18 protein-coding genes and 1 other annotated feature are annotated in these 20,608 nt (G+C 52.7%); of the genes, 10 read left to right on the top strand and 8 right to left on the bottom strand.

The features are described from left to right. Nucleotides 1-176 precede the first annotated feature (176 nt). Nucleotides 177-1,091: a LysR family transcriptional regulator gene (locus OCH02_RS10385; RefSeq protein ID WP_261431158.1), complete on the top strand. Its 915-nt coding sequence runs from the start codon at nucleotides 177-179 to the stop codon at nucleotides 1,089-1,091. Nucleotides 1,092-1,148: 57 nt separating this feature from the next. On the opposite strand, the gene OCH02_RS10380 is transcribed toward OCH02_RS10385, so the two are convergent. Further along, nucleotides 1,149-1,973, bottom strand: coding sequence for an SDR family oxidoreductase (locus OCH02_RS10380; protein WP_112362346.1), 825 nt, complete (start codon nucleotides 1,971-1,973; stop codon nucleotides 1,149-1,151). Nucleotides 1,974-2,202: 229 nt separating this feature from the next. Here OCH02_RS10380 and hisL point away from each other — a divergent pair, with 229 nt between their 5' ends. The 9 genes from hisL (at nucleotide 2,203) to hisIE (ending at nucleotide 9,607) form a co-directional block, all read left to right on the top strand. Continuing rightward, a complete protein-coding gene (hisL, locus tag OCH02_RS10375) occupies nucleotides 2,203-2,250 on the top strand; it encodes a his operon leader peptide (protein WP_101495319.1) in 48 nt (15 codons plus the stop codon). Continuing rightward, nucleotides 2,226-2,352, top strand: a sequence feature (His leader region). (Overlaps the previous gene by 25 nt.) 195 nt (nucleotides 2,353-2,547) lie before the next feature. Beyond that, nucleotides 2,548-3,447 (top strand): ATP phosphoribosyltransferase, encoded by a 900-nt coding sequence (gene hisG / locus OCH02_RS10370; RefSeq protein ID WP_012006049.1) that lies wholly within the window; start codon nucleotides 2,548-2,550, stop codon nucleotides 3,445-3,447. A gap of 4 nt (nucleotides 3,448-3,451) precedes the next feature. Beyond that, nucleotides 3,452-4,759 (top strand): histidinol dehydrogenase, encoded by a 1,308-nt coding sequence (gene hisD, locus OCH02_RS10365; protein ID WP_261431157.1) that lies wholly within the window; start codon nucleotides 3,452-3,454, stop codon nucleotides 4,757-4,759. Next, nucleotides 4,756-5,844: a histidinol-phosphate transaminase gene (hisC, locus tag OCH02_RS10360; protein WP_261431156.1), complete on the top strand. Its 1,089-nt coding sequence runs from the start codon at nucleotides 4,756-4,758 to the stop codon at nucleotides 5,842-5,844. The genes hisD and hisC overlap by 4 nt, the downstream gene beginning before the upstream one ends. Further along, nucleotides 5,841-6,908 carry a bifunctional histidinol-phosphatase/imidazoleglycerol-phosphate dehydratase HisB gene (gene hisB / locus OCH02_RS10355; protein ID WP_012006046.1) on the top strand — a complete coding sequence of 356 codons (1,068 nt, stop codon included), beginning with the start codon at nucleotides 5,841-5,843 and terminating at the stop codon, nucleotides 6,906-6,908. Before hisC ends, hisB begins: the two co-directional genes overlap by 4 nt. Continuing rightward, nucleotides 6,908-7,498: an imidazole glycerol phosphate synthase subunit HisH gene (gene hisH / locus OCH02_RS10350; protein ID WP_261431155.1), complete on the top strand. Its 591-nt coding sequence runs from the start codon at nucleotides 6,908-6,910 to the stop codon at nucleotides 7,496-7,498. The genes hisB and hisH overlap by 1 nt, the downstream gene beginning before the upstream one ends. A 5-nt stretch (nucleotides 7,499-7,503) precedes the next feature. Then, nucleotides 7,504-8,241, top strand: a complete 738-nt coding sequence (gene hisA / locus OCH02_RS10345; protein WP_261431154.1) for a 1-(5-phosphoribosyl)-5-[(5-phosphoribosylamino)methylideneamino]imidazole-4-carboxamide isomerase — start codon at nucleotides 7,504-7,506, stop codon at nucleotides 8,239-8,241. After that, complete coding sequence (gene hisF / locus OCH02_RS10340) at nucleotides 8,223-8,999, top strand: imidazole glycerol phosphate synthase subunit HisF (protein ID WP_261431153.1); 777 nt, start codon at nucleotides 8,223-8,225, stop codon at nucleotides 8,997-8,999. The genes hisA and hisF overlap by 19 nt, the downstream gene beginning before the upstream one ends. After that, a complete protein-coding gene (hisIE, locus tag OCH02_RS10335; protein ID WP_261431152.1) occupies nucleotides 8,993-9,607 on the top strand; it encodes a bifunctional phosphoribosyl-AMP cyclohydrolase/phosphoribosyl-ATP diphosphatase HisIE in 615 nt (204 codons plus the stop codon). Before hisF ends, hisIE begins: the two co-directional genes overlap by 7 nt. 72 nt (nucleotides 9,608-9,679) lie before the next feature. Here hisIE and gndA read toward each other — a convergent pair whose 3' ends face one another. The 7 genes from gndA to OCH02_RS10300 form a co-directional block, all read right to left on the bottom strand. Then, nucleotides 9,680-11,086: an NADP-dependent phosphogluconate dehydrogenase gene (gene gndA, locus OCH02_RS10330; protein ID WP_012006041.1), complete on the bottom strand. Its 1,407-nt coding sequence runs from the start codon at nucleotides 11,084-11,086 to the stop codon at nucleotides 9,680-9,682. 207 nt (nucleotides 11,087-11,293) lie between these two features. Continuing rightward, the gene (locus OCH02_RS10325) at nucleotides 11,294-12,424 is read right to left on the bottom strand and encodes a glycosyltransferase family 4 protein (protein ID WP_315899185.1); all 1,131 of its coding nucleotides are present in this window, start codon (nucleotides 12,422-12,424) and stop codon (nucleotides 11,294-11,296) included. Then, nucleotides 12,417-13,562, bottom strand: a complete 1,146-nt coding sequence (locus OCH02_RS10320; protein ID WP_261431151.1) for a glycosyltransferase family 4 protein — start codon at nucleotides 13,560-13,562, stop codon at nucleotides 12,417-12,419. The genes OCH02_RS10325 and OCH02_RS10320 overlap by 8 nt, the downstream gene beginning before the upstream one ends. 105 nt (nucleotides 13,563-13,667) lie before the next feature. Beyond that, nucleotides 13,668-17,312: a glycosyltransferase gene (locus tag OCH02_RS10315; RefSeq protein WP_261431150.1), complete on the bottom strand. Its 3,645-nt coding sequence runs from the start codon at nucleotides 17,310-17,312 to the stop codon at nucleotides 13,668-13,670. After that, complete coding sequence (locus OCH02_RS10310) at nucleotides 17,312-18,607, bottom strand: class I SAM-dependent methyltransferase (RefSeq protein ID WP_261431149.1); 1,296 nt, start codon at nucleotides 18,605-18,607, stop codon at nucleotides 17,312-17,314. Before OCH02_RS10310 ends, OCH02_RS10315 begins: the two co-directional genes overlap by 1 nt. Beyond that, the gene (locus tag OCH02_RS10305; RefSeq protein ID WP_261431147.1) at nucleotides 18,604-19,821 is read right to left on the bottom strand and encodes an ABC transporter ATP-binding protein; all 1,218 of its coding nucleotides are present in this window, start codon (nucleotides 19,819-19,821) and stop codon (nucleotides 18,604-18,606) included. Before OCH02_RS10305 ends, OCH02_RS10310 begins: the two co-directional genes overlap by 4 nt. Next, nucleotides 19,821-20,606 carry an ABC transporter permease gene (locus OCH02_RS10300; protein WP_410001251.1) on the bottom strand — a complete coding sequence of 262 codons (786 nt, stop codon included), beginning with the start codon at nucleotides 20,604-20,606 and terminating at the stop codon, nucleotides 19,821-19,823. Before OCH02_RS10300 ends, OCH02_RS10305 begins: the two co-directional genes overlap by 1 nt. Nucleotides 20,607-20,608: the final 2 nt, after the last annotated feature.

Genomic DNA, 20,608 nt, shown 5'->3' with positions numbered 1-20,608 from the left:
AGGGCTACCATTCCATCTTTGGGATGTAAGCATTGAAAACACCGATGCTTGGTAACCAATTGAACCATTGGATTTTATTTAGCATTCGTGACATAAAAAGACAGATTTACGACCGCCAGCTTCATTTTTGGGGTGTTGTAAAATGGTTAATAAACGCTATTACTGCGGAGGAACGGATGCTCACCAACCTAAGCGATATTGATCTGCGACTGCTGCGGGTATTCGTCGCCGTCGCCGAAGCCCATGGCGTCAGCGCTGCCCAGGAAACGTTGCTGATGAACCAGTCGACCATCAGCACCCATCTCGCCACCCTGGAGACCCGGTTGGGATTTCGTCTGTGTCAGCGAGGCCGCTCCGGTTTTATGCTGACGCCGAAAGGCGAACGCATGCTGATCGCCTGCCGTACCCTGTTCAATGCCGCTCGGGACTTTACCCGCGTCAGTCAATCCCTGAACGGGCTGCTAACCGGTGATTTGCAGATTGGCCTGGTAGATAATCTGGTGTCGCTGCCGGGCAATCCCTTCAGCCATGCCATCAAACAATTTCAACGCCGACACCAGGATGTGCAGTTACAGTGCCGCATTTGCGCCCCCGGCGAAATAGAACAGGGGCTGCTGAATCAGCAACTCGATTTGGGCATCGGCTATTTCGGTCAGCAGTTGGACGAGCTACAGTACCAGCCCTGGATAGCAGAGACGCAGGCGGTTTATTGCAGCAGCGATCATCCGCTGTTTTCGCTGGAGCAACCGGGCCGTGAACAGATTGAAAATGCACGCTGGGTTAAACGCGGCTATTTGTTGGCACAGCAACTTTGTCCGCTGGCACCGTTAAACCTCGGCGCCGTCGCCCATCATATGGAAGGCGTCGCCCATTTGGTGCTCAGCGGTGAGTATCTCGGTTATCTGCCCACCCATTACGCTGCGCGTTGGGTAGAACAAGGCGCATTGAAACAGTTGGGGGGGCAAGCGCTGTCTTATCAGGCGGCATTGAGCCTGGTGACCCGCCCGGGGTTGCCGAAAGAAGCGCTGAGCGCATTGCTGGAGGATTTGCAGCGCGCCGGGGAGGTTTCAGCCGCTATCGCGCTGATGTAGCAACCCTGCAAACTGCATAAAAAAATGCCCCGCACGTGGCAGGGCATGTTCAAACGCTTAGTTGACCGGCATACGCGCAGGATCCGGGTACTGATATTCAAACCCCAGTTCATTGCAGATACGGCTGCCGTCCACCAGCCGACCGCCCTGCTCCGTCTCGGCAGCAAACTGCGGCGGCGACAGATTTAATTGTTCGGCCAGCGCCGGGTAGAACTCACGCTTGGTGGGATGGGCCGGGGCGCACAGGTTATAAACATGGCCGCCTTTCGGCAGTTTCAGCAGCAGTTGGATCGCGCCGATCACGTCGTCCTGATGCACCAGATTGACCCCTTGCGAACCGCCTTTGACATCGACTTTGCCCGCCAGGAAACGTCCAGGATGGCGATCGCCTCCCACCAGCCCCGCCAGGCGCAAAATATCCACCGAAGTGTTCGGCAGTTCATGCAGCCAACGCTCTAGCTCCGCCAGCACCAGCCCGGAAGGTGAAACCGGCTTCAAGGGCGAATCTTCGCGTACCGTGCCGGTAGTTTCTCCATACACCGAAGTTGAACTGGTAAACAGGATGCGCGGCACACCAAAGGCCATGGCGCTGTCCACCAGCATGCGCACCGCATTAAAATAGTTTTCGCTGCCTTCGACGGTACGGCGGGCTGGGAGTGTCACCACCAGCGCATCGACGCGCAGCAGCGCCTCCAGATCCTCCGGTTCGCAAATCAGTTCCGGCGTCAGTTCCAGCTGATAGCATTCAATCCCGCTCATCCGTGCGGCCTCGACGCCATCCGGCGTGGTTTTACTGCCAACAACGTCAAACCCACGGCTCATCAGCGACAGAGCCAGCGGCATACCCAACCAACCCAGGCCAATAATGGCTACCTTTTTCATCAGCTTCCTCTCTTGAAGACTGCAACGCTTTGCCCATTAAGGCTACGCCAGTCGGCGTAGTGATTCAATCCACCGACCTTAAGCTTAGGTAAAGTCGCGTCTGGCTAATAATTCATCCTGTTTCAATAAATTAAATTTATGACGAGAAAAAAGAGTTGCGTGAAAGACAGTGGATAGTTTAGGTTAATTAGCAATTGAGTTTGTAGCGACTTTATACAGAGAAAACACCATGACACGCATTCAGTTCAGCCACCATCATCACCATCACCCTGACTAGTCTTTCAGGCGATGTGTGCTGGAAGACGGTTTTTTAATCTTCCAGTGGCGCGCAGAATGCAAGAGAGAGCCCTCGGAAGATTTCTTCCGAGGGTTTTTTTTTGGCTCCGGACAGACAGATAAAATAATTTTCATAATAAATTCAAATACCCCAAATAATTCGAGTTGCTTGTAGGCGGCAACTGAGTGAATCCCCAGGAGCTTACTCAAGTAAGTGACTGGAGTGAATGAAGGCAGCCAACACCCAAGCCACTTGAAGTATGACGGGTATAAAATTACAGATTAAACAGAGGTTACCATGCTGGATAAAACACGTTTACGGATAGCAATGCAGAAATCGGGCCGCCTGAGCGATGAGTCTCAGGAGTTGCTGGCGCGCTGCGGTATCAAAATCAACCTGCAGCAACAACGCCTGATTGCCTTCGCGGAGAATATGCCGATCGATATCCTGCGCGTCCGCGATGACGACATCCCGGGCCTGGTGATGGATGGCGTGGTCGACCTGGGTATTATCGGTGAGAACGTGCTGGAAGAAGAACTGCTCACCCGCCGCGCTCAAGGCGAAGACCCACGTTATTTCACCCTGCGTCGCCTGGATTTCGGCGGGTGCCGCCTGTCGCTGGCCACTTCACTCGACAGTGAATATACCGGCCCGCAAAGCCTGCAAGACGCCCGCATCGCCACCTCTTACCCGCACCTGCTCAAGCAATACCTCGACAAACAGGGCGTGCGCTTCAAATCCTGTTTGCTGAACGGTTCGGTCGAAGTCGCTCCACGTGCCGGTTTGGCCGACGCCATCTGTGACCTGGTCTCCACCGGCGCCACGCTGGAAGCCAACGGGCTGCGTGAAGTTGAAGTAATTTACCGCTCAAAAGCCTGCCTGATCCAGCGCGATGGCGAAATGCCGGAAGCCAAGCAGCAGTTGATCGACCGTCTGATGACCCGTATTCAGGGCGTGATCCAGGCGCGTGAATCCAAGTACATCATGCTGCACGCACCAAGCGAGCGCCTGGACGAAATCGTCGCGCTGCTGCCGGGTGCCGAACGCCCGACCATTCTGCCATTGGCCGGGGCACAGAACCGCGTAGCCATGCACATGGTCAGTAGCGAAACCCTGTTCTGGGAAACCATGGAAAAGCTGAAAGCGCTCGGTGCCAGCTCGATTCTGGTATTGCCTATTGAGAAGATGATGGAGTAAGGCCATGTCGAACTTCAATACTCTGGTCAATTGGGCAGACTGCAGCGTCGAACAGCGCACGGCACTGCTGATGCGTCCGGCGATCTCCGCCTCGGACAGCATCACCCGCACGGTGAGCGAAATCCTCGACAACGTGAAGGCCAATGGCGATCAGGCGCTGCGCGAATACAGCGCCAAATTTGATAAAACCGAAGTTGGCGCACTGCGCGTCACCGCAGAACAAATAGCGGCTGCCAGCGCGCGTCTGGGTGATGAGATCAAACAGGCGATGGCCGTAGCGGTTGGTAATGTGGAAACCTTCCACAATGCGCAAAAGTTGCCGCCGGTTGATGTGGAAACCCAGCCGGGTGTGCGTTGCCAGCAGGTAACCCGCCCGATCGACTCGGTTGGCCTGTATATTCCCGGCGGCTCCGCGCCGCTGTTTTCTACCGTGCTGATGCTGGCAACACCGGCACGCATCGCCGGCTGCCGCCGCGTAGTGCTGTGTTCACCGCCACCGATTGCCGATGAAATTCTGTATGCCTCGCAACTGTGCGGAGTAGAAGAGGTATTTCAGGTTGGCGGCGCACAGGCGATCGCCGCTATGGCATTCGGTACCGACTCCGTACCGCGCGTGGCAAAAATCTTCGGGCCGGGCAATGCCTTTGTCACCGAAGCCAAACGTCAGGTCAGCCAACGACTGGACGGCGCCGCCATCGACATGCCGGCCGGCCCCTCCGAAGTGCTGGTGATCGCCGACGCCGGTGCCACGCCGGCGTTCGTCGCCTCGGACCTGCTGTCGCAGGCAGAGCATGGCCCGGACTCGCAGGTGATTTTGTTGACGCCGGATGCCGCGATGGCACAGGCGGTACGCGATGCCGTAGAACAGCAACTGGCACAATTACCACGCGCCGAAACTGCACGTCAGGCGCTGGCCAGTAGCCGACTGATTGTCACCAAAGATTTGGCCGAATGCGTGGCCATCAGCAATCAGTATGGCCCGGAACACCTGATCATTCAGACCCGCGACGCCCGCGCTCTGGTCGACAGCATCACCAGCGCCGGTTCGGTGTTCCTTGGTGACTGGTCACCGGAGTCTGCCGGTGACTATGCGTCCGGCACCAACCACGTGCTGCCAACCTATGGTTACACCGCCACCTGCTCCAGTTTGGGGCTGGCGGACTTCCAAAAGCGCATGACGGTACAAGAGCTGACGCCGCAGGGCTTTATGAACCTGGCCGCCACCATTGAGACCCTGGCCGCCGCCGAGCAGTTGATTGCCCACAAAAACGCCGTGACCCTGCGCGTTGCCGCCCTGAAGGAGCAAGCATGAGCATTGAAAATCTGGCACGCACCAACGTGCGCGATCTGACCCCTTATCAGTCGGCACGCCGCCTGGGTGGCAACGGCGACGTGTGGCTGAATGCCAACGAATACCCGATCGCCCCAGAGTTCCAACTGACCGCTCAAACCTTTAACCGTTACCCAGAGTGCCAACCGGCACTGGTGATCGAACGCTACGCCGAGTACGCCGGGGTTAAAAAGGACCAGGTGCTGGTCAGCCGTGGGGCAGACGAAGGTATCGAGCTGCTGATCCGCGCATTCTGCGAGCCAGGAAAAGACGCCATCTTGTTCTGTCCGCCGACCTACGGCATGTATGCCGTCAGCGCCGAAACCTTTGGTGTGGAACGCCGTACCGTGGCGGCTAAACAGGACTGGCAGCTGGATTTGCCGGCCATCGCCGACAGCCTGGACAACGTTAAACTGATTTACGTCTGCAGCCCCAACAATCCGACCGGCAACCTGATCGATGCCAACGATCTGCGCAGCCTGCTGGAAATGGCCAAAGGCAAGGCGATCGTTGCGGTCGACGAGGCCTACATCGAATTTTGCCCACAGGCAAGCGTCGCCGGCTGGCTGAACGAGTACCCCCACCTGGCTATCTTGCGCACCCTGTCCAAGGCCTTTGCACTGGCTGGTTTGCGCTGCGGTTTTACCCTCGGCAATGAAGATTTAATCGCTCTGTTGCTGAAGGTGATCGCCCCTTACCCGCTCTCCACTCCGGTCGCCGATATCGCCGCCCAGGCGCTCAGCACCGAGGGGATCCGCATCATGCGCCAACGGGTTACCGAAATTGCCGCCAACCGTAGTTGGCTGCTGCAGGCGCTGCAAAACTGTGCCTGCGTTGAACAGGTTTTCACCAGCGACAGCAATTACCTGCTGGCACGATTCACTGCCTCCAGTAATGTGTTTAAAACCTTGTGGGATCAGGGCATCATCTTAAGAGACCAAAATAAACAACCGGGGTTATCCGGCTGCCTGCGCATCACCATAGGCACCCGTGAAGAATGCCAGCGCGTGGTTGATGCGCTGTCTGCCCTGCCCGGTGCAACCAAGACTCGCCAGGAGCCAATGTGAGCCAGAAATTCCTCTTTATTGACCGTGACGGCACGCTGATTGCTGAACCACCAGAAGATTTCCAGGTCGACCGCCTGGATAAACTGGCGCTGGAGCCGGATGTGATCCCTTGCCTGCTGGAGCTGCAGCAGGCGGGTTATCAACTGGTGATGATCACCAACCAGGATGGCCTCGGCACCGCCAGTTTCCCACAGGAAACCTTCGATCCGCCGCATAACCTGATGATGCAGATCCTCAGCTCACAGGGTATTCATTTTGAAGATATTCTGATCTGCCCGCACCTGCCAGCGGACAACTGTGACTGTCGCAAACCGAAGACCGCGCTGGTCAAAGGCTATCTCGAACCCGGCGTGATGGATACCGTCCACAGCTACGTGATCGGCGATCGTCCGACCGACGTGCAACTGGCTGAGAATATGGGCATTCAGGGGCTGCGTTATCAGCGTGGCTCCCTGGGTTGGAAAGAAATTACTCGCCAACTGACCCAGCGCGATCGTCATGCACAGGTTAACCGCGTGACCAAGGAAACGCAGATTGACGTCAACGTCTGGCTGGATCGCGAAGGCGGCAGCAAGATCAAGACCGGCGTGGGCTTCTTCGATCACATGCTGGATCAGATCGCCACCCACGGCGGCTTCCGCATGGATATCAACGTCAAAGGCGATCTGTATATTGACGACCACCACACCGTAGAAGACACCGGCCTGGCGCTGGGCGAAGCGCTGAACAAGGCGCTGGGCGACAAGCGCGGCATCGCACGCTTCGGCTTTGTTCTGCCGATGGACGAGTGCCTGGCGCGCTGTGCGCTGGATATCTCCGGCCGCCCGCACCTGGAATACAAAGCGGAATTCAACTATCAGCGCGTCGGCGACCTGAGCACAGAAATGGTCGAGCACTTCTTCCGTTCGCTGTCCTACACCATGGGCTGCACCCTGCACCTGAAAACCAAGGGTAAAAACGACCACCACCGTGTCGAAAGCCTGTTCAAAGTGTTTGGCCGCACGCTGCGCCAGGCGATCCGCGTTGAGGGCAACACCCTCCCGAGTTCAAAAGGAGTGCTGTGATGGACGTGGTGATTCTGGACACCGGCTGCGCCAACCTGGCCTCCGTCACCTACGCGGTGCAGCGTTTGGGCTACCGCCCGGAAGTGAGCCGTGCCCCGGAAACTGTCCTGCGCGCCGACAAGCTGTTCCTGCCGGGCGTGGGTACCGCGCAGGCGGCGATGGATCAACTGGAACAGCGCGAGCTGATTGAGTTGATCAAGGCCTGCACCCAGCCGGTGCTGGGGATTTGCCTCGGCATGCAGTTGCTGGCAAAAAGCAGCGAAGAGAACGGCGGCATCGACACGCTGGGCATTATTGATACCCCGGTAACCCAGATGACCGACTTCGGTCTGCCTCTGCCACACATGGGCTGGAATCAGGTCTCTGCCCAGGCGGGCCATCACCTGTTCCGCGGCATCGAAGAGGGTGCCTACTTCTACTTCGTTCACAGCTATGCGATGCCGATATGCCCAAGCACCATCGCCCAGGCGAATTACGGCGAGCCCTTCACCGCCGCCGTGCAAAAAGACAACTTCTTCGGCGTGCAGTTTCATCCAGAGCGATCTGGCGCGGCCGGTGCGCAATTGTTGAAAAACTTTCTGGAGATGTAGGCAGCATGATTATTCCGGCTTTGGATTTGATCGACGGCAACGTGGTTCGCTTGCATCAGGGCGATTACGGCCAGCAGCGCGACTACGGCAACGATCCGCTGTTACGCCTGCAGGACTATCAGCAACAGGGCGCGCAGGTATTGCATCTGGTCGACCTGACCGGCGCGAAAGACCCGACCGCGCGCCAAATCCCCCTGCTGCGTAAGCTGCTGGCGGGGGTTAACGTACCGGTTCAGGTCGGCGGCGGTATTCGCAATGAGCAGGACGTCGCTGCCCTGCTCGAGGCCGGCGCGACCCGCGTGGTGATCGGCTCTACCGCGGTAAAACAGCCGCAGTTGGTACAGGGCTGGTTCGAACGCTACGGTGCCGATGCCATGGTACTGGCGCTGGACGTACGCATAGAGGAAGACGGCAGCAAACGCGTGGCGATCAGCGGCTGGCAAGAGAATTCTGACGCCACACTGGAACAGGTGGTTGAGCAGTTCTTGCCTTATGGCCTCAAGCACGTACTGTGCACCGATATTTCCCGTGACGGGACATTGGCCGGTTCCAACGTGGCGCTGTATCAGGAAATCAGCCAACGATATCCGCAGATCGCCTTCCAGGCCTCTGGCGGTATCGGTAATTTGGAGGATATCGCCCAGCTGCGCGGCAGTGGCGTTGAGGGTGTGATTGTGGGGCGTGCCCTGCTGGAAGGTAAGTTTAGCGTTGAGGAGGCGATCGCATGCTGGCAAAACGGATAATCCCGTGCCTGGATGTTAAAGACGGGCAGGTAGTGAAAGGCGTGCAGTTCCGCAACCATGAAATTATCGGCGACATCGTGCCGCTGGCGCAGCGCTATGCGCAGGAAGGCGCGGACGAACTGGTGTTTTACGATATCACTGCGTCAAGCGACGGCCGGGTGGTAGATAAAAGCTGGGTATCACGAGTGGCCGAGGTGATCGACATCCCCTTCTGCGTCGCCGGTGGAATTAAAAGCCCCGAAGACGCCAGCCAGATCCTGTCTTTCGGCGCCGACAAAATTTCCATCAACTCCCCGGCGCTGGCCGATCCGACGCTGATTAGCCGCCTGGCGGATCGCTTTGGCGTGCAGTGCATTGTGGTAGGCATTGATACCTGGTTCGAAGCTGAAACCGGCAAGTACCACGTTAACCAGTACACCGGAGACGAAAGCCGCACCCGCGTCACCGAGTGGGAAACCCTCGATTGGGTGAAAGAAGTGCAGAAGCGCGGCGCCGGCGAAATTGTGCTGAATATGATGAATCAGGACGGCGTGCGTAACGGTTACGATTTGGAGCAGCTGCGCCTGGTGCGCGACGTGTGCAAAGTGCCATTGATCGCCTCCGGCGGCGCAGGCACCGTGGAACACTTCCTGGAAGCCTTCCGCGATGCCGATGTCGATGGCGCACTGGCCGCTTCGGTGTTCCACAAACAAATCATTAATATCGGTGACCTGAAAAGGTTCTTGTCCGAACAAGGTGTGGAGATCCGCCTGTGTTAACAGAACAACAAAGAAACCAGCTGGACTGGGAAAAAACGGATCGCTTGCTGCCGGTAATCATCCAGCATGCCGTATCCGGCGAAGTGCTGATGCTCGGCTATATGAATCAGGAAGCGCTGGCCGTGACCGAACAGAGCGGTAAGGTCACCTTTTTCTCACGCACCAAACAGCGCCTGTGGACCAAGGGCGAAAGCTCTGGCCACTTCCTCAACGTAGTCAGCATCACCCCAGATTGCGACAACGATACGCTGTTGATTCTGGCCAATCCAATCGGCCCAACCTGCCACCTGGGTAACACCAGTTGCTTCCACCCGGCCAGCAGCGATTGGGGATTTCTGTATCAGTTGGAACAGCTGCTGGCAGAACGCAAGACGGCCAGCCCCGACAGCTCTTATACCGCCAGCCTGTACGCCAGCGGCACCAAGCGTATCGCGCAGAAAGTCGGTGAAGAAGGCGTGGAGACCGCACTGGCCGCCACGGTGAACGACCGCGAAGAGTTAACCAACGAAGCTTCTGATCTGATTTATCACCTGTTGGTGCTGCTGCAGGATCAGGATTTGGACTTGAGTAAAGTGATTGGACGGTTGCGCGAGCGGCACCAGAAATAACCTTGTTTTTCAGGCAAAAAAAAGCCGCCGGGCGTAAACCTCGGCGGCTTTTTTATACTTCAAACGTCGGGATTATTCCATCCATTCGGTATGGAATACGCCTTCTTTGTCGATACGTTTGTAAGTGTGAGCACCGAAGTAGTCGCGCTGCGCCTGGATCAGGTTGGCAGGCAGAACCGCTGAACGGTAGCTGTCGTAGTAGGCAATCGCCGCAGAGAAGGTTGGCGTTGGAATGCCGTTCTGCACCGCATAGGAAACTACGTCACGCAGCGCCTGCTGGTATTCATCAGCAATCTGCTTGAAGTATGGTGCCAGCAGCAGGTTGGCGATATCCGCGTCGTGTGCATAAGCGTCGGTGATTTTCTGCAAGAACTGAGCGCGGATGATACAGCCGGCGCGGAAGATCTTGGCAATATCGCCGTAATGCAGGTCCCAGTTGTTTTCTTTGGAAGCGGCTTTCAATTGAGAGAAGCCCTGCGCATAAGAAACGATTTTGCCCAGGTACAGTGCGCGGCGCACTTTCTCAATGAATTCGGCCTTGTCACCGCTAACGGGTGTCGCTTTAGGGCCGGTCAACACTTTAGACGCGGCAACACGCTGGTCTTTCAGTGAAGACAGGTAGCGAGCGAACACCGATTCGGTGATCAGTGACAGCGGCTCGCCCAGATCCAGAGAGCTCTGGCTGGTCCATTTGCCAGTGCCTTTGTTGGCTGCTTCGTCCAGGATCACATCAACCAGATATTTACCTTCTTCATCTTTCTTGGTGAAGATATCTTTGGTGATGTCGATCAGGTAGCTGTTCAGTTCGCCTTTGTTCCACTCGGCAAAAGTTTCAGCCAGCTGTTCGTTGCTCAGATTCAACGCTTGTTTCAACAGGGAGTATGCTTCTGCAATCAGCTGCATGTCGCCGTACTCGATACCGTTATGCACCATCTTCACATAATGACCGGCACCGTCAGCGCCGATATAGGTCACGCAAGGCTCGCCTTCCGCTACCGCAGCGATTTTCTTCAGGATTGGGGCAACCAGTTCGTAAGCTTCTTTCTGGCCACCTGGCATGATTGAAGGGCCTTTCAATGCGCCCTCTTCACCACCGGAAACGCCGGTGCCGATGAAGTTGAAACCTTGGTCAGACAGTTCACGGTTACGACGTATGGTGTCCTGATAGTAGGTATTGCCACCGTCGATCAGAATATCGCCTTTATCCAGGTGCGGAGTCAGGGAAGCAATGGTCTTGTCAGTCGCTTCGCCCGCTTTCACCATCAGCAAAATGCGGCGTGGTTTTTCCAGCGATTCAACGAACTCTTCAACGGTGTAGTGCGGCACCAGGTTTTTACCTGGGTTCTCGGCAATAACTTCATCAGTTTTATCGCCTGAACGGTTGAAGATCGAAACGGTGTAACCACGACTTTCGATGTTCAGTGCCAGATTGCGGCCCATAACTGCCATGCCGACAACGCCGATTTGTTGCTTGGACATTGAGGAACTCCTGTCTGAGGATGACCCTGTTGACAACTTTGGCCAACAGGTTTTGTGATGTGGCACACATGTTAACTCAGGATTGAACCGCGTGGGTAGTGATTGGTGCGATAGGTTACATATCTCGTTTAAATTTTCAATAACTGGCTGGCAAAGTTCACAAAACAAGCGGACGCCTCAAACCAGCAGGGCGCTGGCCTGCCTGTTTCATCCGAGTTCATTTTGGCGTCCCAGTAGAGATCTATAGATTTTCGTATATTCCTCAACCATTTGCTTGGAGGTAAACATTTCTTCGTAGCGTTCATACGCCTTATTGCCAAACTGCTCTGCCAACAGAGGGTTGGCCCACAACTTATCCATGGACTTTCGCAAGGCCGAAGGATCTGACGGAGGGATCACCAACCCAGTCTGGTTATCAATATTGATGAAGGTGGTACCGGTACCGATTTCACTGGAAATCATCGGTTTTCGGTACATAGCCCCCTCCAGCAGCGATATGCCAAACGCCTCTGAACGCAGATGTGAAGGAAAAACAATGCCATAACTGAGCATCAATAGTGCCGTTTTATCCTCATCCGGCAACGCCCCAAGAAAATGGACGTTTTTCAGTCCCAGATTTTGAGCCTGCTCACGCAATTCACTTTCTATCGGCCCGGCGCCCACAATCACGATCGGATAGTCTGCACCAACGGCAGCCTCAAGCAGGATGTGCAACCCTTTGTAATAGCGCAACGTACCGATGAACAGGAAGAATGGCTGACCGATCTGCCGTTGCCATTTATCAAGCCGACTCTGTTCCGGCACGGGGTAAGTCGCTTTATTCAAGCCAATCGGGATTACGGTGACCTTATTTTTAAAGGTTTCCAATACGTCGCTAGTAGCCACATAGTTCGGTGACGTCGCGACAATACAATCTATTTTTCGCAAAAAAAGGTGCATCAGCGGCTTATAAAGCCGTAGCAGTTTTTTTTGTCTGATTATATCGGAGTGGTAACTCACTACCGTCGGCTTCTTAACTCCGGAGAGAAAGTGTACGAGATCCATGTAAGGCCATGGGAAATGGTAGTGAATGATATCCGCTTGTTCGCTGAGCTCTTTAAACTTCTTTATCACACGAAACGAGAAAGGGTTAGACGCGATGCTAAAATCTTGTCTGACTTTATGCGCAATATGCTGTGAAATAACTTCGCAACTATCCTTATCCACAGCCGTCACGGACAAGACATCCGTCGACACTCCTTTTTCGACACAGCCTTCAGCAAGCTGATATATCACTTGCTCGATGCCGCCGAAAGAGTCTGGATAATAAGTTTTATAGAAATGGAGTACTTTAATCATTATTGGCCAATTTTTGATAAACGTCTAAAGTTTGGCGAGTGCAACTTTGCCAGGAAAACGTTGCTGCATTTGACAGCCCTAGTTCGACAGCCTGTTTGCGCCACTGCTCATCAGTCAGGCCCCTGGTGATAAGCTCCGTTAATAAACAGATATCCTCTGGGACATGGGTCATCGCCGCATCGCCCACAACCTCCGGCAAAGAGGAACTGTTAGAACAGATTACCGGGGTTCCTGAACTCATCGCTTCCAAAACCGGGAGCCCGAAGCCTTCATAGTTCGAAGGAAAAACAAATAGGCTGGCGGCAGAGTACAACAGCGGTAATTCCTCTGCGGCGGCAAAACCTAGGTATTTAAGCCAGCCTTCACGCTGTCCTCGTTCGATTTCCTGCATGATGTCATCATTGCGCCATCCCTTATAGCCTGAGAGAACTAACGGATAGCGAGTGCGTAACTCTCCAGGAAGGCTTCTATAGGCATGAATTAAGGAAAGGATATTTTTTCGCGGCTCAATGGTACCAACAAATAAGGTGAAGGTTTTATAACCTAAGTCAAATTTTTTTAAAACACTGGATACCTGCTCAGCCTTGCGCGGGTAAAAATCGGGAGAACTTGCCAGATGGACCGTGTGAATTTTTTCAAGCGGATAGTCAAAATACTCATGGATCTCATTACGAATATAGTTGGATACCGTTATGAGACCATTGGCCCGGGACAATGCATCTAACATTTCTTTCTTGGTAAAACGATTCCTTTTGGGATCGAAGCAGTGCTCCCATTTGAAGGGCGACAGATCGTGAAACGTTGCAACGGAGAGGCCCTCAAAAGGAGGGAGAAAAAAGTTAGGACCATGGAAAAGACAACGCTCATAGCCACGCAGCGCCTTCTTTTTGAGCCGTGGCATCAGCACCCTATAGGCTTCAATCGCCAGCGAGTTACTTTGCACAATTTTTTTTAATCGGTGGCTCCCATCGGAGGTATTTTTTGCTGTGGGGATATCTGGTAAAAATTGAGTACCGGAAAAAAAATGAAGCTCTTCAATTTCGTTGCTGCTTTGCAAACCCTTCGCCAGCTCATAGGTATAACGCCCTATGCCAGTCAGCGGAAATTTGATTGGCTCAACAGAAAGAATTATTTTCATCTAGAATCATATTCCATGGAATATTTATGCTTTCAACATAATAAGTTCAATGCAGCAGGGCAAATAACTGCACCTGCTGCATTGAAGAGGACCAAAACTAGGAGGCTACTTGAAGTGCTTGGCTCTTAACAAACCCGTACACATATTTTCAAGCCTTCTGGCAACGGCATGATAATCATGCTGTTCGCACCATGCATCAGCACGTCGCTGTGTTTCAACTGAACACGCCGAGTTTTTGGCGATATCAGAAATAATTTCAGAAATGCCCTCTGCAACATCCGTTACCGAAGCTCCCTTAAATTTGAAGACGGCATCACCAAGATCGTCAAAGATGGCTAGCGGTGTAACCGCCACGGGCTTATGCGTCGCCATGCCGTATCTCACCGCTCCACTGGCTGACTCACCGGTATTTTGATAAGCGAAAACCAGCAGATCGGCGTCAGAGAGCAGACGCAGACTTTCTTTGTCATCAAGAAAATCGTTATGTATCTCGACCAGGTCTTCAACCTTCAGGTTGGCCGCTGTCGCTTTAAGTTCGCGCGCTAGTGCGGCAGATTCACTGACAGGATATTCTGCATTAACCAACCTTAATCGGATAGGTTTACCCAACTTTTTAAGGTAGGCCACCGCTTCGATTAGCTCTTGCAACCCTTTATGCGGCAAGCAGAAACCATAGCTAGCCACCAGAGGCAGCGCATTGCGCTTGGCTGCCACCGGCTCCTTCACGGGATAATTAATCACCCCGTGCGGGAATAGGGTCACATTATCGACCAGACCCAGCTGTTTCAGGCGGTTAATGTCAGTAATAGAGTGCACCAACAAACGATCGCACATTTTCAACGCGTCAGTCATTTCTGACAACCGGAAGTTCCAGTGCGGTTCTTTTTCCAGTGGGTCGACCGTAGAATGCATGGCCATAACGATAACCCGGCCCGCCTGATGGTGCCTTTCGATAAAGGCCGATAGCTCGCGATGGTTAAAGAACCCGTAGTTAAACTGGATAACGAGAGTATTCAAGCGCAGAGCTTCGATCTGCGCATCCAGGCCATCAAGATAGTTGTTTTCTTTCCCAACCATCCAACTCCTCAGAACATTGCTTTCATCCACATGAACCAGATCATTTGCTGTCGGTGCAAAAATCACGATTTGATCGCTCGGCATGTCAGCAACCAAATGTTGCGAGTAGGTGGCAATGCCGCATTTGGTATTCCAGGTTGAGAGCCAACCGATTCGAGCGCTCTCTTGCGCGACGTCAAAATGCTTACGCAACGCGCCGACCGCCGCGGTCGATCGCTGTGCGACATCGTCCCAGGTAAACTGACGGAGAATAAGCTCGCGGCCTTTTGACGCCATAGCAGATAACCGCGCCTTGTCGGTAGCAGCGGCCTGTTGCATTGCCTTTGTCAGACTTTCGACATCAACGCTGACCCATGACGAAGAGAACAGGCCAAAGTGTGTCTTCGCACGCTCAAAACGGTAATCAACCAGCCACGCGTTTTCTTGAGTGCAAAAATCAAGCTGCCCGCTCCAATCGGTGGTGATCGCCGGCAAACCACTCAGCATGGCTTCCGCAATCGGCAAACCGAACCCTTCGGCGCAGCTTGGCGCCACCAGCACATCGCAATACTCGTAGAGCGCCTTCAGTTCCTGCTCCGGCAAATCCTGTTCGATGATAATGACGTCAGGATAGCTGACATGCTGCTTCTGGGCCTGCTTCAACCAAGCCTGCACTTCATTGTGCGGATTAGCGAAGGTCTTAATAATCAGGGAAACGTCATCCTTGGCGGTGAAAGCGGCACCATAGGCCGCCAGCATCGCCTGAACGCCCTTGCGCGGGAAACATGAAGAGACATGCAAGAACCTGAATGCCTTAGCGTTTAGCTGTGGTTGTTTCGCGGACTGAATTCGCTCCCAATGCTCGCAACCGTTCCCCACATTAAACACGGGAACCTTGGTACCATTATCAATCAATACTTTACGCACATGTTCGGAAGTACAAAGGATCGCATCCAGCTCACGGTTGAAGTTGTTGATCCAACCTTGCGGAAAACCGCTTTCTTCCCAGGCATAGCAATGCAGGAACTTCACATCGGCCTTCATGTCACTGACGCGTGGCGGATAGAGGTTGCGGCTCAATACGTTAATCGGCCGATCGCTCTGTTGCTGAACCCGTTGCTGATATCCCTTCAGATCCACATTGCTCTCATCATTCAGGAAGGCTTCACTCGGGGCAAAGTCGCCCGGCCCCTCCGTTGAGTGCAGCAAAACCTCAACATTATCCCGACTGAGCGCACGCGCGAATTCTCTATTCACCAGAGCCAAACTGTAGGAGCTGTCATAAGGCCCTTCTACCCGCCAAGACAGCGCAGTCAAATCAATACCCTGCAGTTCCAATCGTTTGGCATTGCGATCCATCGCTTCGGCGGTGGAGCGTAAATCGTTATCTGTAGGTTCTTCGCGACATTTGAACGTGGAGATGGCGGCAATCAATTGTGATGATGTTACCGCCTCAGGCATAACTTCCCCTGCATCGGAAACCAATTTTTCAACGCGGGACAAGGCGGTAATACCTGCCTTGTCCCACGAGAACTTGCTGGCCTGATCCATCGCGTGCTGCTTAAGCTTACCGAGGAATATCTCATCACTCAGCGCCTGATGAAGCTTCTCTTTAATTGATTCCACCGAATAAGGATCAAACAGTGCATCGGCGTAACCTATCACTTCCGGAATACTGGTTACGTTAGAGCCGATAGTCGCCGCGCCACACGTCATGGCCTCCAAAATCGGCAGACCAAACCCCTCGTGCAGCGAAGCGAAAACAAACAGCTTGGTCAACTGATAAAAAACGACCAAGTCTTGCTCCGATACATATCCGGTCAGGATCATCTCGTCTTCACGCAGTTGAACGTTTTGAGCAATAGACCTCAGGTAGCTGCGATCGCTGTCCGACAGCTTACTGACGATGACCAGCTGGTTTTTTTCACGCAATGCCGGCGTTAATTTGCTATAGGCTTCAATCAAACGTTTGAAGTTTTTACGGGAATCGAAACCGCCAGGAGCATACAGCACGACATCGCGGGTAATACCGTATCGCTGTTTTAAAGTGGAAAATTCATCGCTTGATGCCTCGCTGATAACAAAATGCTCCTCTGTCGCAGCAGAGATCGTACACACCTTGTCTGCGGGGATATCCAACCATTCCATCACCTCGGCAGAGGTGTAGTCCGAGTTGGTGAGCAGCAAGTCGGCTTTCTTCAACCAATTGATTTTCTTTAGGTAGTATTCTTTATAAACTTCATCCTGAAGGTAAACGTCCGATTGCACCAATGGGATCAGATCATGATGCAACACCACCACTTTTGTTTTAGGAGTGAATTTGGCGATCGAGGTCACCGCATTATCCACATGCCCTTCAAACAAGCTGGTGATAAAAACAACATCAGGTTCAAGATTGTGCAAAAAGGCCTCGCGAACATATTCCGCGCATTCGCTCCGCCAGGCATTGTGCCTATCCATCGCTCGTACCGGGCCAGGCGCATACCAAACCGCGATATTTTCGGCCGGAACCAGGCGACTAAACTGCGCCTTCAGATCAGCGATGGTTTCCGGGAATAATGAGGACAAAGCGATAAAAATTTCATGTTGGCTGTTGTTGCGAATAATTGCTTTGGCGATCGAAATAGTATAGCGACCAATCCCACGAAAGCGGCTTTCCGTTTGTGCCCCTTGCAGGTCAATAACAATGCGCATTATGACTCTCCGTGCTTCTTATTATTTGCATTCTTTAACTGTTCATACATATCAATGGCCCTGGTCGTCATATTCTCCTGATAAACAACATGACGTTCATTCGCCATAAGATCGGCGTGATAGTTAGGTGCGGAATTCAAAACGCGTCGGAAAACAGATTGCAGCAACCGGTATACACCCAGCTTTCTAGCGCTGGAGAGCACAAAGCCCTTGAACTTTGGATGCTCATGGAACAGACCGAGGGTCGTATTGATCGTTTTTCTCAAAACCTTTTTGACCGCCTTGCGACCCCGGGCTTTGATGCCTTCATTCCGAACAGCCTGCAGTTGACAAGAAACCCACCGCAATGGATAGGACACACGCCAAGAATTACTAGCATGTACATCAATGAGTTGTTGCTGCAAGCTTTGATTGTGAGCATGAACCGCCATTAGTTCCTGATGTGACTTATCCCATTGGTGCCGGAGGAGCTCCAATTGATTGCCCATGTAGTGAAGTTTCACTGTCTGCGCACGCTGCGCCTTGTCCACTCGCTTAAATTGACTATGCAGCCGTTGGTCATAGCGATTGCTCAAATCATCGAGAGTAATCCCATATTCTTTGTCAAAATAAGGATCTAATTCGCGGACCACTGACGCGCCGGCCTCTTTCTGGGCTATCAGGCTATAATCGGGGCTGACCCCTTTCAACACGTCGACCAAATAAATCGACGAGGCAGAGTCTCTCAACGCGGCTTTTTCCTGCAGGCGCAGTATTTTAGTTCTCAGAAAGCCGTAATAGTTTGGAATGAACTCAAGCAACGCGGGTGGCAGCGGGTGGTTGTGGGTGGGGTCCATATAAAAAGAGCAGGTTCCGACGCTCACATTTTCAGGATTTGGCGTCTCCAGAATCAGCAGGCCGCCAGGTTTTAGCACCCGCAGAGCCTCTTTGACCAGTGACTGTAAAACCTCAAAGGGCAGATGTTCGGCAATATGGAAACCGGTAATGGCCAGCAGGCTGTCGTCTGCCTGCTGTTGGAGAAAGTCCAGGCAATCCATCTTCTTCACGTTCAGACCGACCTGCAAAGCGCGTTCGAGCATACCATCATCAAGATCGACACCCATGGCCGAAATTGCATTGTCTCTTAAAATTTCGAGCCACTCTCCCCGCCCACAGCCCACATCGACAACTTCAGCTGAAGGGTAAATTTTTGCCAACGCCGTGATGAAAGGAAGGTACACGGATAAGCGTTGTTTGATGTCCTGTACGCTACCCCGATGCTTTTCCTCAAAAACGCGATAGAAATCATCACTCATTCAGAAATCTCCAACTTAGGAGGCAACCAGGCTACTCCAATAAATTCTTTCTCGTCTGAATTCACAACGTTGAAAACGACCGCTAAATCGCGCCATTCGTAATTTTTACCAACGTGAGTTCCAGACGTGTGTAAAGCTACAGCAACCGAGTAGGATCCAACGCCCAAATTGGCTGAGAAAGCAAATGAAAAGGTTCGTGAGTCATTCTCTTTCAGCTCAAACAACGGCTGCCTCAGGTGATGGGTATTGGTACCAAAAACCGGCTGTCCTAATCGGTCTTTAATCATATACCCTACGACCAGCTCAGAAAGAGCCTCATTGATATGAACTTTTACCTGCAGGTTAACAGGCTGCCCCACTGTCGCAACCTCGATGCTTTCACCCTCATCGTTCAGCAGACGAATATCAATGATGCTCGCTTCACCAGAGCCTGAACGAGTCTGTAACTTTCCGTTATTTTCAACCTGGCGAATGGACAAGTTCTGTTTGTCGGCGAGCAGCGCATTATAATAATCCATTACGGATTCAGGCTCGCCCTCCATCTCTATCCTGCCCTTATTGAGCAAAATAGCCCTGTCGCATATGCTTTGGATCGCCTGCTTATCATGTGAAACCAGCAAAAGCGTGGTGCCTAATTTGCGAAACTCGCGTATCCGTTCGAAACTTTTATGCTGGAAATAGGCGTCACCAACGGACAATGCTTCATCAACAATCAGAATATCCGGCCGAATCGCTGTTGCTACGCTGAATGCCAGCCGCACCTGCATGCCGCTTGAATAAACCCGGACTGGCTGATCGATATATTCGCCGATTTCAGCAAACTCCTCGATTTCCGGCATCAGTTCCGTAATCTTTTCGACGGGAATACCCAGCAATTGACCGGACATATAAACATTCTGGCGACCAGTAAAATCAGAGTGGAAGCCCATCCCGAGCTCCAGCAGCGCGGCAACACGGCCAGAAAGAGCAATGTCGCCACAGGTTGGTTTGGCAGTGCCGGTAATCAACTTCAATAATGTGCTTTTACCCGCGCCGTTGATACCAATAATCCCCAACGCTTCGCCAGGGTCAACGTTAAAACTGATATCTTGCAGGATCCATTTCAGTTTATGTTTGACGATATTAAATGGCGAAATCCATTCAAGCAGCCGCCCGGTTTTAGACGAGTACTGTTTGTATGCCTTGCCAACATTATGTACTTTGATATAGCTCATTATAACTCGTCCACCATATCTGCAGCATGCTTCCTGAACAGTCTCATACCAAACGCGCAAAATATTATGGCCAGTACCAATACCGGCCATAATGAGTACCAGTTAGGTTGCTGATGATAGGCAAATATCGATTGGTATGACTGCATTACCCGAGCCATTGGGTTGTACATCAGTGATTTTCTTGCCCATTCCGGCAGCGAATTCAAGACGTAAACGATAGGTGTAAACCAGAACCAGAATTGCAACAATACACCAACGAACTGCCCGACGTCGCGGAAGAAAACGTTCATCACCCCCAATGTCATCCCTAGCCCAACGGTGAACAGGACTTGCAATGCCAAAACCGGCAACACGGAAAAGAATAAGACGCCTGGGAAGTTACCAGTAAAAATAAGGAAGATCAAAAACAAACTGAATATGATGCAGAAGTTTAAAATAGCGGATGCGGTAACAATAACCGGCAAACATATTTTAGGGAAACTGAGTTTTTTGATTAAATTGGCATTGGTGATAAATACACTTTGACTCTTATCCAGAATCTCAGTAAATAGCCCCCACGTCAGCACCCCGGAACACAAATAAATACTGTAAGCAAAAGGACCAGAATTATCAGGCATCCTGGCTTTCATCACCTCTGAGAACACCAGCGTATAAACTAAAATCATAGCTAACGGCTGTAATACCAACCATATTGCACCCAACATGCTGGTCTGATAACGGGACTGAAAGTCCCGTTTAATACTGCTCCAAATGAAACCCCGATAACCGTAGATGGCCAATAACATCT

Source organism: Serratia quinivorans (genome assembly GCF_946227985.1).
In the GTDB taxonomy this organism is placed as follows: domain Bacteria; phylum Pseudomonadota; class Gammaproteobacteria; order Enterobacterales; family Enterobacteriaceae; genus Serratia; species Serratia quinivorans_A.
The sequence above is the reverse complement of the archived record's forward strand: the minus strand, read 5'-3'. Positions and strand labels throughout refer to the sequence as shown.

What these genes read in the sequence shown, in the direction of transcription:
- OCH02_RS10325 (WP_315899185.1), bottom strand. Translation starts at nt 12,424, where the DNA reads ATGATTAAAGTACTCCATTTCTATAAAACTTATTATCCAGACTCTTTC.
- OCH02_RS10385 (WP_261431158.1), top strand. Translation starts at nt 177, where the DNA reads ATGCTCACCAACCTAAGCGATATTGATCTGCGACTGCTGCGGGTATTC.
- hisH (WP_261431155.1), top strand. Translation starts at nt 6,908, where the DNA reads ATGGACGTGGTGATTCTGGACACCGGCTGCGCCAACCTGGCCTCCGTC.
- OCH02_RS10305 (WP_261431147.1), bottom strand. Translation starts at nt 19,821, where the DNA reads ATGAGCTATATCAAAGTACATAATGTTGGCAAGGCATACAAACAGTAC.
- hisF (WP_261431153.1), top strand. Translation starts at nt 8,223, where the DNA reads ATGCTGGCAAAACGGATAATCCCGTGCCTGGATGTTAAAGACGGGCAG.
- hisG (WP_012006049.1), top strand. Translation starts at nt 2,548, where the DNA reads ATGCTGGATAAAACACGTTTACGGATAGCAATGCAGAAATCGGGCCGC.
- gndA (WP_012006041.1), bottom strand. Translation starts at nt 11,086, where the DNA reads ATGTCCAAGCAACAAATCGGCGTTGTCGGCATGGCAGTTATGGGCCGC.
- OCH02_RS10320 (WP_261431151.1), bottom strand. Translation starts at nt 13,562, where the DNA reads ATGAAAATAATTCTTTCTGTTGAGCCAATCAAATTTCCGCTGACTGGC.
- hisD (WP_261431157.1), top strand. Translation starts at nt 3,452, where the DNA reads ATGTCGAACTTCAATACTCTGGTCAATTGGGCAGACTGCAGCGTCGAA.
- hisA (WP_261431154.1), top strand. Translation starts at nt 7,504, where the DNA reads ATGATTATTCCGGCTTTGGATTTGATCGACGGCAACGTGGTTCGCTTG.
- OCH02_RS10310 (WP_261431149.1), bottom strand. Translation starts at nt 18,607, where the DNA reads ATGAGTGATGATTTCTATCGCGTTTTTGAGGAAAAGCATCGGGGTAGC.
- OCH02_RS10315 (WP_261431150.1), bottom strand. Translation starts at nt 17,312, where the DNA reads ATGCGCATTGTTATTGACCTGCAAGGGGCACAAACGGAAAGCCGCTTT.
- hisC (WP_261431156.1), top strand. Translation starts at nt 4,756, where the DNA reads ATGAGCATTGAAAATCTGGCACGCACCAACGTGCGCGATCTGACCCCT.
- OCH02_RS10300 (WP_410001251.1), bottom strand. Translation starts at nt 20,606, where the DNA reads ATGTTATTGGCCATCTACGGTTATCGGGGTTTCATTTGGAGCAGTATT.
- OCH02_RS10380 (WP_112362346.1), bottom strand. Translation starts at nt 1,973, where the DNA reads ATGAAAAAGGTAGCCATTATTGGCCTGGGTTGGTTGGGTATGCCGCTG.